The sequence below is a fragment of the Methanobacterium lacus genome, from assembly GCF_000191585.1.
In the GTDB taxonomy this organism is placed as follows: domain Archaea; phylum Methanobacteriota; class Methanobacteria; order Methanobacteriales; family Methanobacteriaceae; genus Methanobacterium_B; species Methanobacterium_B lacus.
In genome coordinates this window covers 2,533,309-2,547,895 of the sequence record NC_015216.1, presented here as the reverse complement: position 1 = coordinate 2,547,895, position 14,587 = coordinate 2,533,309, and the positions used below count along the sequence as shown (strand labels likewise).

The window sequence follows — 14,587 nt, the reverse complement described above, 5'->3', positions numbered from 1 at the left end:
GTGATTTTATACATTAAAAAAATAATTAAAAAAAAATAGAATATTACTTTCCAGTTCCTGAAGTTAAATTGGAAAGTATGTTGTTCCATGATTTAGAACGTACATTTTCAAGGTTGATCTTGGTCCTGTTGATCTGGATACATTTTTGTGGGCAGACATTTGCACAAGCACCACATAACACACAGACCCTTTGATCTATCACAGATTTACCATCAACAATTTCAATGGCGTTACATGGACAGACATCTTGGCATGCATGACATGAATCCCCTTTACATTCTGCTTCATCATCGAAAGAAGCTTCTCCTTCAAATGGCTTAGTCACAACCGCAGCGTCTACAGGACATATCTCCTGACACCATCCACAGTTAACACAAGAATCAGGATTTAAAATTGTGTTACCATGAGTTTTAAATGTTTCAGGGTCAAATTTATAATCTTGATAAGCACATGAGCTACACACGGCTTTAATTGCATCTGTGGGGCATGCTCTCTTACATACTAAGCAGTATACGCATTTATCTTCGTCAACAACTGTTTCATATTCATTTCTGCCAGTTTTTTGAACGGTTATTGCATCGCCTGGACAAAGTTCTTCACAGATTTTGCAGCTGATACATTTGTCTTGGTCCACTCCGATCTCTCCAATTACAAGATCTTCTCGTTTTGGAAGGGTTCTTTGTACTCGGATGGCGTCCTGGGGGCAAGCTGTTTCACAAGCTTTACAGTAAATACATGCTTCAGAATCAATTGCTGCATCTTTGATCCACTTAGGATATTCATCCATTTTCTTGATATCTTCGCCATCAATTTTAAATTCAAGGGCATCAAATGGACATGCTGCTGCGCAAAGTCCGCATAAACAACAACTATTTTTATTAATGTTAATGTAGTCCATATCCACTAGACCACGTGCTATTGGTAGTACTGGCCCATTATTGATGGACTTAGTTGGACATATACTGGAGCATATTCCACAACCAACACATTTTTCATTGCTATGTTTTAGGGAACGAATTTCATCTCCATTCCTCTCTAAAGAACTCATATTATCTCCTCGACCATTCATACCTTAGAAATTGCTTGATTTGGACAGTTCTGGATACATAAATCGCAGTCATCGCAATTTTCAGGTACTAATACAACATCTCCATCTTCTTCTACAAGGGCCCCTTTTTCACATATTTTAATGCAAAGTCCTTCTCCAGGGCAATTTTGAATTTTACCGCACTTTTCTGTGTCTATTGTTACTGGCATGATCTCACCTCAAATCTTAAACTATTATGATCTTATACTATCAGATATTCGATAAGTACATATAAACATATCGATTTAATTTTTTCATTCTCATTAATAATAGGTAAAATAATCGATTAATATTAAATTTAAGAGATTATTAATATTATTAGTATAAATTTAAGTTAATTAGTTGCATTATAGATTAAAATAAGAATTAATTATGGGATAAATTATTCATCATTTAAATAAATAATTTAATTTTATTTGAGTATTTAAATGATAGGTCAAATATACTAAATCGAATTTAAAACAAATATTACGTCATTACTTAGGGTTTAACTAAAAATATATTGTTAGAAAGTATTGACTTAAAAAGTTAAAAAATAGTAAAGAATGGTTTAATCCTTTGCAACCATGACTTCAGTGGATTTGATTATTGCAGAGACTTTGTCTCCTTCTTTGAGGCCAAGTTTTTCAACGGATTCTTTGGTTATTATTGCAGTAATGACCTCGGGAGATGTGACTTCGATTTTCACGTTGGACATTATTGCTCCAATTTCTATGTTCTTTACCTCACCTTCAAATACATTCCTTGCACTAATTTTCATTTTATCACCTCAACTTTATGTATGCTAATATATACTTCAGAATTTAAAAAGGTATCTCATGCCAAAAATGACCTTTCGATTGAAAATTGAACTATTTATTGCTAAAAAAGTTAATATATGATTTATATAAGTTAAAAAGCCCTATTTTGGCGGATTGTGTTTTTTTCACATCGGGATATCATTCCCTAAATGAGAGAATTGATTCTAAAACGAAAAAGTATTGGAGGGATGTTCAATTTCATAGTCCGGATCCAAATAATTAAACAGTAAATTTGGATCCTAAAATCAGGTTTTCTTTCATACAAAGATTGCAGTATAATATAATAGACTAAATCCTCATAAATTTCCCTTCAACCTATTTTTCCTCAAGTAATCATCTATTGCTCTTCTTATCAGATTTGCCATAGGAATATCATCCTTTTGGTTTGCTAATTTTTTGAGGTCAGAGTACATTTCCTCGGGTATTTTCATGGTTATCTGTTTGTCCATTTAATCACCATTAAATTCGTAGCATTAATGAAATGAAGTTTATTTTTCAAATATCACAAGGTAGTGTGATTTACTACCATCTTCGAGGGTTTCTCCAATTTGGTTGTCAACTTCTGTTAGTTTTAAGTCATGTCCTTTGAACAGATCTTCCAACTCTTCAGGGGACTGTCTAACAAAAAATGGAGGTCCATATTTGGTTTCCTTCTTTTTGTAGTCCATTATAGCAATCTTTCCACAGGGTTTGGTAATACGTTTCAGTTCTTCAACTGCTTCGTGAAGATTTTCCTGTGCAACGAATCCATGGAAAACATTGATCATCAATGTCATATCCAATGTATTGTCTGGTATGGGAATATCTCCTGCGATGTTACCTAACACTGGTACAATCCTGGTAATTTTCTTTGCTTCGATCTCTTCTTCTAGATCTTGTATTGATGGTTCGTAGATATCTACAGCGTAGATAACTGCATCTTGGTTCATCATATCATAGGCTTCAAATGCAGTGTGTCCATCACCACATCCTGCATCTAAAAATACTTCATCACCCTTGAGTTTTAATCGTGAAATAACTTCCCGGGCATCTATGAATGATTCACTTGATCTGCCTTGGATCCTGTGACCATTAAATGGCATTAATCCTGTTTTGTTTGACATATAATTCTCCCTTCTAATTTATTATTTAAATAAAATTAACGATATTCATATTTATACGTTTCAGTCAAATTGTTAAAAGTTTCCTTTGTATTAAAATTGGATTAAAAAAACAATAATTGGTATTTGAATCTATTTTTAACTTTGATGATTTTTTATCATTTATTTTTTGTAATAAGTATTATTAACTAGATTTACAATTATAAATTGAATAATTTAGTTTTAATTGAAATTTAAGGACTTTAAATGGTCTTTAATACTACTTAACATTATTTATGGTAATTTAAATTTATGATGGAAAAATGAAACTATTAATATGTATACAGTTTGGATGAATTCCATATATTTATATATTGTTATTACATAGTCTTTCACTGCATCGATTTATAGTTAAATTCATATCGATTAAATCTGTGAATTTAGGGATATGGTTTAATTAAAACAAGTTATTTCGGGGGGAATTACACAAGAATAGGGCGAGTTATAAATAAATCCTTATCAATAATAGTATATTCCGATTTTTTTGGGAAATTGAAAATAACAAGTTAAAAATTAATTATAAAAAATAAAGGCGGGGAATTTTATGAAAACTAAAATTGCTACATTAATGCTTTTCTTAGTACTAGCTACAATTACTGTTGGTACAGTAACTGCTGATCCAGTATCTGCTGCAGTTATACAAATACCTGCAGGAGCTAATAGTACTACTATCCAAGCGTTAATAGACGGGGCAAATAATAATGATACAATCAACTTTGCACCGGGAACATATAATGACATAAAGATAATCATAAACAAGACACTAAATTTTGTTGGAAATGGTGCAATAATTAATGGTGTTAACGAATCAAGCACAAACATATTCACCGTAACCACTAATTTAGATGCTGATGCATCTGGTTCAACATTCAAAGAATTTGAATTTAACCTGTTAAACAGTAACGTTACAGTCAATGGTAAATTAGCATCCACAGGATATGCAATTAACCTTGATAGGGTGTCAAATATTCTTATAGAAAACGTAACATCCCACAACGGTAAAGCAGCTGTTTACAACGGTAATGCATTCAACGTTCTTATTAATAATTGTACCTTCACCGATGCCTATGGTTTCTGCTATGGTTACCATATAATGGGTGGGGACAACCTCACAGTAACTAACTCCACAATAAGTGGATGTGCTGATGGAGTTTCCATATCTTCTAGTGCAACCAACGTCAACATTAAAGACAGTTTATTATTAAACAACATCTACGCTGCATTCTGGGGTGGTGGCGTATCAAACATAACCTTCCAAAACAACACCATAAATGGTTTCTATGAGGGTCTTGGTATTGAAAAATCTGCATCTCAAACCTATGTTATAAACAACACATTCATCAATGGATGGGGAAACAACTCTGCACAGAAAGCATCCGGGGATGCTATTTACATCAAAAACTCGTATGCTCATGGACCATTAAGTATGATTGATGATATTCAGATCATTGGAAACATCTTCGAAAACATCATTGGAGCAGCAGTAGGTGTGGACAACCAGGCAGGACAGGGACTTTTCGTTGGAAATGGCACTGGTAATTCCATAGTTGGAGTGAACAACTCAGTAACAAATGTGTCAAAGGGATACGTTGTACTATACTCACAAGGTCAGAACCTAAACTTCACATTAGATTCCTCCACTCCACAAGCACAACCAGTATTTGCAAACCTTTCAATATCAAGCGCAAGTAACAACAACACAATTAAAACAGGTGGCAGCACTACTTACACCATAACTGTTCTAAATACCGGTACAGGAAATGCAACCCATGTGAACGTGACCAACATTTTAAACACTCTTTTCTTCTCTAGTGCCCAAACATATGCATCCATAGGAAATTATGCTAACGGTATTTGGAATATAGGCAGTTTAAGTGCAGGAAACACGGCTTCTTTAGTTGTTACAGCCACAGCATTAAAATCAGGAACTACCAGTTCACAAGCTACAGTAACATCAGACACCACAACGCCAGTCAAAGCTAAAACTATCCAGAAAACCATCAACAAAGATGTTTCAGTTAAAATAATTAACTCCATCAGCACATCAAATGCTAAGGTTGGCAGTTACGTGTTCCTAAGAACCAACGTCACTAACTCTGGTAAAGACACATCTGATCCAATGACATTCGGAATGACTTTACCATCTGGTGTAAGTACAGTAAGCACAAACTACCCTGTACAGTGGAACAACAAAACCAAACTTTGGACTTTATCTGTACCATCCGGAAAATCCATTGTACTTACAACCAAAGTAAAGGTAACAACAAAAGGAACAAAAACAGTAACATTCAACAACAACGGAAAGAAGGTTACAAAATCATTCAAAGCTACCTAATGGTCTTATAAAGACCATATTTTTTATTTTTTTTAAAATAATTATTCACAATTTTGAGGTGAAAATGATTGAAATTTAATAACAGATGGATCTCTTTATTGATGGTTGTCATGGGAATTTTCATAGTGAATCTTGCTTTTACAGGCCCTGTTGCAGCCACTGTATGGACAATAAATGAAACAGATCATGGAATGGTAACCAACAGTAACATACAAAAAATAATTGACAATGCCCAACCGGGGGATACAATACTGTTTACTGGAAATCAGTACACTATGATAAATCTTGCAATAAATAAACCACTAAACATCATCAGTACAGTGGGCACTCAGGTTTATTCATGTGAAATGATGATTCCAAGCGGATCAGACGAATTAACAGCATTTTCCATCTATGGAGGGGCTTCTGGAACCAATTTAACAGGGTTCAACATTCACAACAACAACGCAGGCTATGCCGTAAACATAAACAACACAACTAACATCCAAGTATCAAATTGCAGCATGAGCTCTTGGGGTGGTGTTGGCCTGAACATGAGGGACAGTCAAAATATTACCATTAACAACAACACATTATATTCGTCAGCCACGGGTATAAAATTAAATAATTCAAGCTCAGCTTCCATAACAAACAATATAATAACAAATAACGATGAAAATGGAATATTATTTGCAAGCAATGTTTCAAACACCCTGATCAACGGTAACAACATCACTTCCAACAAATACATTGGTATAAACATTTTTGAATCCTGCAACAATACCACCATAACATCAAATTCAATTACTCAGAACGTTGCAACAGATTCAAATGATGGTTATGGAATTTACATTAACACCACAATCAATGGACTTAACATCACAGGTAACTACATCTTCAAGAATGGTAATTTCGGCATTTGCAATGATTTAGGAGTAACAACGCTTGTAAATGGAACTGAAACATTGAATAACAACTTCATCTCCGGCCATGTTATAAGGGATGTTGTAAGGTACATTGATGATGGAACTGGAGAAATTGTCAGGGCACCTGTGTGGATAGGAGAAACTTGTTTCGGAGGAGCTAAAAGACTTTGTCCTTCTGCAGTTGTATCTGGCGAAGCAGTACTAGGAAACATCACTACCAAATCCAATGGAATTTTTTCTGTTTCATTTGTTGACAGTAAAACAGGAATCAATCAAACAGGATTCGGTTCTTTTTACGTGACTTTCTTCCTTAACAAAAATGATACAACAAAGGGATCTGCTGATATAGGGGATGTATGGCAGAATGTCTTGGTAAAAAATGGAACAGCCACAGTTGATTTTGGTAAATATGACTTCAAATCAGCTAACAACACCATATTTGCATTAGCTCCTTACTTATCGTTTCAAACAGCACAAAAAACACTATACCCCATCAGTAATTCAGATATTCCCAAATTAACACTATCATCAACCTTAAACACAACAAAAACTGTGATAAAGAATGGTGAAAGTATAATATACAAATTTACTGTGAAAAATTCAAATAACAGAGATGCAACGAACCTTAAAATATCCAATATTTTATCATCCAACTACTTCACCAGCTCTGCAAAACCATCACAGGGAACCTATTCAAATGGAATATGGAACATCGGAACGCTCAAAGCAGGAAGCTCATTAAGCATCAGCATAAATGCAGTAGCCAAAAAATCAGGTGTAATCAAGTCACAGGCACAGATCTCAGGTTCAAATGTAAACCCAACATTTTCAAACTCTGCACAAGTAACAGTTAACAAGTACGTTAATCTTGCATACAAAAATACTTTAAGCACTACAAAGGTTAAGAGGGGGGGTTATGCTTACGTTAGAACCACCATCACCAACACTGGAAAAGACTCCTCTGATCTTATTAAGGTTTATATGAGTTTGCCAACCGGTGTTAAAAGGATAAGTACAAACTATCCGTCAGAGTTTAATAAAACTTCCAAGATATGGGGTTTAAAGATACCTGCAGGAAAATCTGTAACCCTAACAACCAAAGTACAAGTAACAAACAAGGGAACCAAAACAATAAAATTCAATAACAACGGAAAAACTGTGAACAAATCTTTAACAGCTTATTAAAGATTCAATTCTTCCATTTTTTTTATTTTTTTGAGCAATTATTTCGTTTTATTGATATGCATTTAAATACAACTAGACATAAAATAATAATAACAATGATCAATCGAGATCTGATGATCAATTTTTACATAAGACGTGTGGACTGGGGGACTTGAATATAAGAAATAAACATGTAATATCAATGATTCTGTTTATCGCAGTGATAAGTGTTAGTTTTTGTAATGTTCAACCCGCATCTGCAGCAACAATGAATATTCAACAATCATCTTACTACAACACCACAAGTTTTTCACTAAACGACCAGATTCAGAATATAATTGATTCTGCAAAGGATGGGGACACATTAACCTTCATGGGAAAATACTATGGAAATTTGTCCCTCATAATCAAAAAATCACTAAACTTAATCACCAACGTCAACACCACGGTTACAGGAGATACATCTGGACAACCCGTGTTTTTTGTGACAGGAAGTGGAAGCAGATGGACCAATATAACAGGATTTAATATAAAATCTACAAATGAGGCTATATCTGTTAAAAATACTTCTAACGTAACAGTATCAAAAAATACTGTGACTTCAACCAAGGGAACTGGAATAAAAGTATCCGGAAGTACCGGCGTTACAGTTAAGAAAAACACAGTGAGTTCATCTCAAACAGGTGTATCTGTTAGAAACAGTCAAAATAGCACTATAAAAAACAATAATGTGAAAAATTCTGCTATTAACGGTGTTGAAATAGAAAATAGCCATGATATCAAAGTATCAAACAATAACATATCCTTCAGTAATAAACACGGCACTTCAATAGCAAACAGTCAAAATATTGATTTAGAAGGTAACGATATTGAACACGTACAAAACAATGGTGTAAATCTGATTTATACGGATAGTGTAATTCTCAACAACAATACAATAAGTAATAATGGAGTTCACGGAGTTTACCTAGGTATAAACGTTAAAAACACCCAAATAGCTTATAATATCATAACTAACAATCTTAAATATGGAATTGAACTTGATGGTTCGGGTTCAACAACAAACATAACTAACACAGATATAACTAACAACACAATCAGTGGAAATAAAATTGGAATTGATGTCAATTCTGGAACGGATAATTTAAACATAATCCAAAACGCCATCACTAAGAATAAAGGTAATGATGAAGATTCAGGGATTGGTATTAATTTTGGATGGGGATACAAAGAATCTACTACCCTGTCTGTATATTACAATGTTATAACTGACAATGAAAGAAGAGAAGTTTGTGCAAGTGATTACAGCAAGAAAACCAGTATTGGATACAATTGGTATGGATCAGACGACCCGCGACAAGTGAGAGTTTGTCCATATGTAAGCTCAGAATATGTCAATTGGATGACTACTGAATCCAATGGAAAGTTTACAACAATATTTTATGGTGCTGATGGTCAGGTTGCTACGTTGCTTCCTAATTTTGATATAATATACCAATTGAACAATGGAAAAAAAGTTAGAGTTACTGTAAAAAATGGTGTTGCAACTGTAACATTCCCTTCATCAGAGTATAAACTTACTGGTAACCTATTGACGATTCAAACAACATCCCAAAAAAAGCAAATGTCACTAGATGATGAGGAAGTTAAGGAAATTCTGAAATATCTAAATCAAAACAATGGAAACAATGGTAATGGAAACAATGGTAATGGAAACAATGGTAATGGAGATAATGGTAACGGAAATGGCGGTAACAATAGTAATGGTAATGGGAATAATGGTAATGGTAATGGCAGCAGTGGAACGGGTGGAAATAATGGGAATGGGAACAGTAACAATGGAAATACCAACACTCCTGGAAATAACGGCCAAATAAATAATGGAAATTCCGGAGGTAACACAGCCCAATCCTCAAGTACCTCAAGCTCTAGTTATTCTGGTTCTCCAAAGCTTGAAAGAACCAGTGCACAAATAGATGGGGCTGCTGAAGAAGCACAATCTACATCTAGTCAGGATCAAGCAAGTGATCAGACTAAAACAGCACAAGAAATTTTATTGGATAATGTGAATCCCAACTTGTGGAGTATTGTTGCACTTGTACTGTTGATTGCAACTATTGTTGTGGTTTATTACAGGAAAGAAATCGAATTGATGTACAGGAAGTAACTGTGCATCATTTACTTGTTTTTATTATTAAATGGATGGAATATTAAATATAGTAATACTAAAAACCATATAATTCGATATGTTTAAATACTCAAGTCGAAATAATATGGATAGGTTTTTTGAGTGTTAACAGAGATGAACATTTTTCGTCAATTTTTGATACACATTTAAATAAAATTTTCAGGGGATGACGTTTATATCAGTGACTTGGAGTTTTCTTATTATAACCATTATAATCCTTTTTGGTACTATGAACGGATTAGGAATAGCTTTAAAAAAAATAAGCAAACTCAATTTTGCATTTATAACCCTAATATATGCTATAGTAATATTTGTGTTGTTGTTTATCATCGGTTTAAACAATTATTTATCATATGATTTTTTTAAGCACTATATAGCTGAAATAACCGGAATTTTAGGATTATTGATCTTTTTGGCAGGAATATTAACCATTAAAAACTGGAAATGTAACAAGGAAATCACCTATTTAAATAATCCTGCATTCACAGTACCTGTAATAGGTGGTACTGTTGGTGTGACATCAGTTTATGTACTGTTAATTGGGCCAAATTTTGGAAATAACATTGAATTAATACTAACAATAATTTTAGGACTATTAATAATCAGTTTTATAGCATTTGGGGTTTCAAAATTTTTGAAAAAACTAGAAAAGCCATATCCTATCATTGTAACAAATTTCATGGTTTTAGTAGGATTTTTTTTCATAATGTTTGCAGCATTCATACCGAACATAGCCACATTATCTAACTTACACATGAATCCACTGTATCTAAGATCGACGGATTACGTGGCTTTCCTTGTGATTGCAGTAGCAGGCATCTTCTTATGCGGAGTCTTTATACAGAACATGCGAATGCAGAAAGAAACCATGTTATGAAACTAAAATAATGGATGTTTGGAAACTATTACGAATTTAAAATGAAAATATATATTTTTAGTGGAGATTTCTAATGATAATTTTTGGAAGCGAAATTTTAACCAATTTATTACATTTAATCGCTGAAAGTTTGCTTATTCCTGTTGTTATAATTCTCATAGGTTTTTTTACCTTTGCAATCTTGAGTTTGGGCAGTTGTGTAACAGAAAAATTTTCAAGGGTTAAATTTGGTGTTGATAAGACAGAAAAACTAATAAGGGCAATTTCAAAATCAGCAAATCCTGAAGAGATGAAAGAACATGTTCGAAGCAGTCATCTTGATGTTAACATGAAAAACATTCTGATTAAAATAATTAACAACCAAGATATTGATGTTGTATCTAGAAAAGCACTTGCAAATAAACTTATTGAAGAGTTGGAACTTCAATATTCAAATATAACTCAAAAAACTGATATATTGGTAAGATTAGGGCCTACTATGGGTTTGATGGGGACTCTTATTCCCCTTGGTCCGGGATTGGCTGCCCTTGGAAATGGAGATATTAATGCACTTGCTCAAGCTTTAACTATATCGTTTGATACCACCATCACTGGATTGGCAGCCGGCGCAATTGGATTCATAATTTCCAGATACAGAAAGAAGTGGTACATGGATGATCTTTCCATATTAGAGGCCATTGTTACATCTACATTGGAGGCTTTAGAAAGATGTCAAAGAAAAGAAGATTTTTAGATGATAGTGATGAGGAGGATCCCACTTCTGGAATAATTAACCTCACAGATTGTATGTTGGTACTGGCAGTGGGATTTCTGGTATTTGCAATCATGGCGATGCATAGTAATCCTACCCTACTATCAGAATCATCTGGAACTGTTCAAAACACTGTAACAGTCAATGGACAATCACAATCACTAAATAACAGCCCTGAAAATGGATCGAACGCAGGAAATGGATATGAACAAGTAGGTACCGTATATAAGGATCCTGAAACTGGTAAGTTGATTATGATTAATTAGCAGTACATGGAGTGAAACTAAATGGATGAACACAATGGATTAATAGATCCCCTCAACGACATTAACTGGTCATACTACTGGCAAAAAGAATTAATGGAACTACCTCCATCCAATAAAAGTAAAGACTGGGATAATATAGCTAAAAAATTTAAAGAATGGATGAAAAAGGATGACTATCCAGAAAAACTCCTAGATAAAATAAAAACCCATCCTAATAATTCAGTTTTAGATATAGGTTGTGGAGAGGGAACCATAACTTTAGAGATTGCAAAACATGTTTCAGAAGTGACATGTATTGATCTGTCTACTGAAATGCTCGAAATTCTTGACCAGAAAGCTCAAACAGAAGGAATTAAAAATTTAACCTATTTGCAGGGGGATATGATGGATATTTCCCTGGAATCCTTAGGGGAGAAGGATGTTGTTGTTGCGTCACGCTGTCTAAATGGTGTAATGGAAATAGAAACGATCCTCAGGAAACTAAATAACATTGGAAAAAGTGTTTATATAACTTTAAGGCATTCTGGAAATTTTAATCCGGAAACTAACATATCAAAAATCATTAACCGGGAGTATCCAAAATATCCAAGCTACATGTACGTCTGCAACATTCTACATAAAATGGGGATAACTGCGAATGTTGAAAAATTGGAATGTGACACTTTGAACATATACGAAGATATGGACGAAGTGATGGACAGATATCGATGGAAAATGGGCGGTTTAGCCCATGATGAAGAAATGCTGCTCAGAGATCATTTTAAAAAGATATTAGTAACCAACGAAGAGGGGTATCTTGAAAATCCTGAGGAAAGTTCGGATTGGATACTCATATGGTGGAAGAATTAGTAAATAAATCAGTGATAAAATGAATAAAAATTATTTGATTTTAATTGCAGCAGCCATTCTTATTATTGTATCAATTTCAGGTTATTACATTACTGCTCATGGCTCATTGGTGGGTAATGGGAATGTTACAATTACTGATATGGCCAACAGATCTGTTACTGTCCCGACAAATGTTAATAAAGTTCTCACAACCGATCCAACAGCAACAGTTATGGTTTATATGATCAGTCCAGACAAGCTATTGGGATTGAATTACCAGACAACATCTGAAGAGCAGAAATACATGCCAGAAAAGTACAAAGGCCTTCCTTCTGTTGGAGGATGGTACGGGGCACAGACAGGTAGTTATGAACAATTCGTTGCAATGGAACCTGACTTGGTATTTGAAGGAGTAACACCGGACACAGTGTCACAACATTCATCTGCACCCTCAACCATTGAGGAAAGGCAGCAGAAAATGGGATCCATTCCAGTGGTGGGGGTTTTAGATACGAGTAACTTCACATCCTTTGATCCATCCATAACATTCATGGGAAAAATAATGGGATCCGAAGACAAAGCAGCTAAACTAGTTGCCTACAATGATAAAGTACAAAAAGAAGTTAAAGATGTGGTTTATAACATACCTGACTCTGAGAAGGTAACTGTTTATTATGCAGAGGATGTGGATGGTCTTAAAACAGAACCTCCGGGATCTGTTCATGCCCAGTTAATAGATTTCTGTGGTGGCAAGAACGTGGCAAATGTACAGCAAAATGGAGGCAATGGTGAAACAGATGTGGCCATGGAACAGGTTCTCAAATGGAATCCTGAGGTAATTATCACAACAGATCCAACATTCTTCAGCAATGTTTATAACAATTCACAGTGGAGTGGTGTGAGTGCAGTACAAAACAAAAGAGTCTACCTTTCCCCACAATCTCCATTCAAATGGTTTGACCGGCCCACAGGAGCAAACATGATAATTGGAATTCCATGGGTTGCAAAAATTTTATACCCTGACAAATTCCAGAATTTGAATTTAACATCAGAGGTTAAGGAGTTCTATTCAGAATTTTACAACTACTCCCTAACAGACGATGAAGCGAAAAATATCCTGGTTGGATCGGGTTTAAACACAACGTAAGTCCGCAAGCTATTAATGTAATGAATTCCATTTAGGTATAAAAATATGTCAACAGAGGGTAACAGCGTACAAAGATTTTTTTCTGACAGTGAAGGAAAGAAGTGGTTTTTAAATTTTATTTTAATTACCCTTCCAATAATTCTGTTTTTTGTATCTTTCATGATAGGAAGATATCCATTGAGTCCATTGGAAGTTGTCACGACGATCATTGCTAAATTTATACCATCAATTCATGTGTCGGCCACTGCAGCAACTATTGTGTGGGACATACGCCTACCTAGGATAATGGCAGCCATTTTGGTGGGGGCAGCACTTGCTGTGGCTGGAGCTGCCTTTCAGGGCACCTTTAAAAATCCTCTTGTTTCCCCGGATATTTTGGGCGTTTCTTCCGGAGCAGGTTTTGGAGCGGCGATAGCTATACTATTGATAGGTATTCCATTAATCATCCAAATGTCAGCATTTGCATGGGGCCTTATTGCTGTTTCTATCACTTACTTCGTCGCAAGATCAATCAGGAATTCGGAAATACTTGTGATGGTGTTGAGTGGTATGGCAATAGCTTCATTTTTTACTGCCTTAATATCTCTTTGCAAGTACACAGCTGATCCATACTCAAAACTGCCCCAGATAGTGTACTGGTTAATGGGGAGTTTGGCTTCGGTGACCAATGCCCAAGTTCTCATGGTTTCAATACCCATAATTGTTGGAATAAGTATTTTGCTCATTTTAAGGTGGAGATTGAATGTTCTTGCAATGGGGGATGAAGAATCTAAATCCCTTGGGGTGGAGACTAATAAGTTGAGGTTCATCATAATAGTCTGTTGTACATTAATTACAGCAGCAGCAGTATCTATAAGTGGTATAATTGGTTGGGTGGGACTTATAATTCCTCATATCAGTAGGATGCTTGTGGGCCCGGATCATAAGAGGCTTTTACCAGCAACCATATGTCTGGGGGCAACGTTCCTGCTTCTAATAGACAACATCTCGCGAACAGTACTTTCAATTGAGGTTCCAATTGGGATTTTAACGGCAATTATTGGTGCTCCATTCTTTTTATATCTCTTAAGAAGGGGGTACAATCAATGGACATAAATTAT

Annotated in this window: 14 protein-coding genes; 9 read left to right on the top strand and 5 right to left on the bottom strand. The window is 34.8% G+C overall.

The genetic code is table 11. The features are described from left to right. Positions 1-43 precede the first annotated feature (43 nt). The 5 genes from fwdF to METBO_RS12375 all read right to left on the bottom strand — a co-directional run bounded on the left by fwdF (position 44) and on the right by METBO_RS12375 (position 2,990). Positions 44-1,048 (bottom strand): tungsten-dependent formylmethanofuran dehydrogenase subunit FwdF, encoded by a 1,005-nt coding sequence (gene fwdF, locus METBO_RS12390; protein WP_013646066.1) that lies wholly within the window; start codon positions 1,046-1,048, stop codon positions 44-46. A gap of 17 nt (positions 1,049-1,065) precedes the next feature. Then, on the bottom strand, positions 1,066-1,257 hold the full coding sequence (locus tag METBO_RS12385) for a 4Fe-4S binding protein (protein ID WP_013646065.1): 192 nt from the start codon (positions 1,255-1,257) through the stop codon (positions 1,066-1,068). Positions 1,258-1,637: 380 nt separating this feature from the next. After that, a complete protein-coding gene (locus METBO_RS12380) occupies positions 1,638-1,847 on the bottom strand; it encodes a TOBE domain-containing protein (RefSeq protein ID WP_013646064.1) in 210 nt (69 codons plus the stop codon). A 336-nt stretch (positions 1,848-2,183) separates the two neighbouring features. Further along, positions 2,184-2,336: a ribbon-helix-helix domain-containing protein gene (locus tag METBO_RS13350; RefSeq protein WP_013646063.1), complete on the bottom strand. Its 153-nt coding sequence runs from the start codon at positions 2,334-2,336 to the stop codon at positions 2,184-2,186. Positions 2,337-2,375: 39 nt separating this feature from the next. Beyond that, complete coding sequence (locus tag METBO_RS12375) at positions 2,376-2,990, bottom strand: class I SAM-dependent methyltransferase (protein ID WP_013646062.1); 615 nt, start codon at positions 2,988-2,990, stop codon at positions 2,376-2,378. Between the two features lie 580 nt (positions 2,991-3,570). On the opposite strand from METBO_RS12375, the gene METBO_RS12370 reads away from it, so the two are divergent. The 9 genes from METBO_RS12370 to METBO_RS12330 all read left to right on the top strand — a co-directional run bounded on the left by METBO_RS12370 (position 3,571) and on the right by METBO_RS12330 (position 14,582). Further along, positions 3,571-5,361, top strand: coding sequence for a right-handed parallel beta-helix repeat-containing protein (locus METBO_RS12370; RefSeq protein ID WP_013646061.1), 1,791 nt, complete (start codon positions 3,571-3,573; stop codon positions 5,359-5,361). 68 nt (positions 5,362-5,429) lie between these two features. Next, positions 5,430-7,451 (top strand): right-handed parallel beta-helix repeat-containing protein, encoded by a 2,022-nt coding sequence (locus METBO_RS12365; RefSeq protein WP_013646060.1) that lies wholly within the window; start codon positions 5,430-5,432, stop codon positions 7,449-7,451. Between the two features lie 151 nt (positions 7,452-7,602). Continuing rightward, a complete protein-coding gene (locus METBO_RS12360) occupies positions 7,603-9,597 on the top strand; it encodes a right-handed parallel beta-helix repeat-containing protein (RefSeq protein ID WP_013646059.1) in 1,995 nt (664 codons plus the stop codon). 187 nt (positions 9,598-9,784) lie between these two features. Next, entirely contained in the window at positions 9,785-10,495 is a 711-nt protein-coding gene (locus METBO_RS12355; protein WP_083804501.1) for a DUF2162 domain-containing protein, read from the top strand. 73 nt (positions 10,496-10,568) lie between these two features. Further along, positions 10,569-11,228: a MotA/TolQ/ExbB proton channel family protein gene (locus METBO_RS12350; RefSeq protein ID WP_013646057.1), complete on the top strand. Its 660-nt coding sequence runs from the start codon at positions 10,569-10,571 to the stop codon at positions 11,226-11,228. Beyond that, positions 11,204-11,512, top strand: a complete 309-nt coding sequence (locus tag METBO_RS12345; RefSeq protein ID WP_013646056.1) for a DUF2149 domain-containing protein — start codon at positions 11,204-11,206, stop codon at positions 11,510-11,512. The genes METBO_RS12350 and METBO_RS12345 overlap by 25 nt, the downstream gene beginning before the upstream one ends. A gap of 21 nt (positions 11,513-11,533) precedes the next feature. After that, positions 11,534-12,361 (top strand): class I SAM-dependent methyltransferase, encoded by an 828-nt coding sequence (locus METBO_RS12340; RefSeq protein ID WP_013646055.1) that lies wholly within the window; start codon positions 11,534-11,536, stop codon positions 12,359-12,361. A 19-nt stretch (positions 12,362-12,380) separates the two neighbouring features. Continuing rightward, complete coding sequence (locus METBO_RS12335) at positions 12,381-13,487, top strand: ABC transporter substrate-binding protein (RefSeq protein WP_013646054.1); 1,107 nt, start codon at positions 12,381-12,383, stop codon at positions 13,485-13,487. A gap of 45 nt (positions 13,488-13,532) precedes the next feature. Further along, positions 13,533-14,582 (top strand): FecCD family ABC transporter permease, encoded by a 1,050-nt coding sequence (locus METBO_RS12330; RefSeq protein WP_013646053.1) that lies wholly within the window; start codon positions 13,533-13,535, stop codon positions 14,580-14,582. Positions 14,583-14,587: the final 5 nt, after the last annotated feature.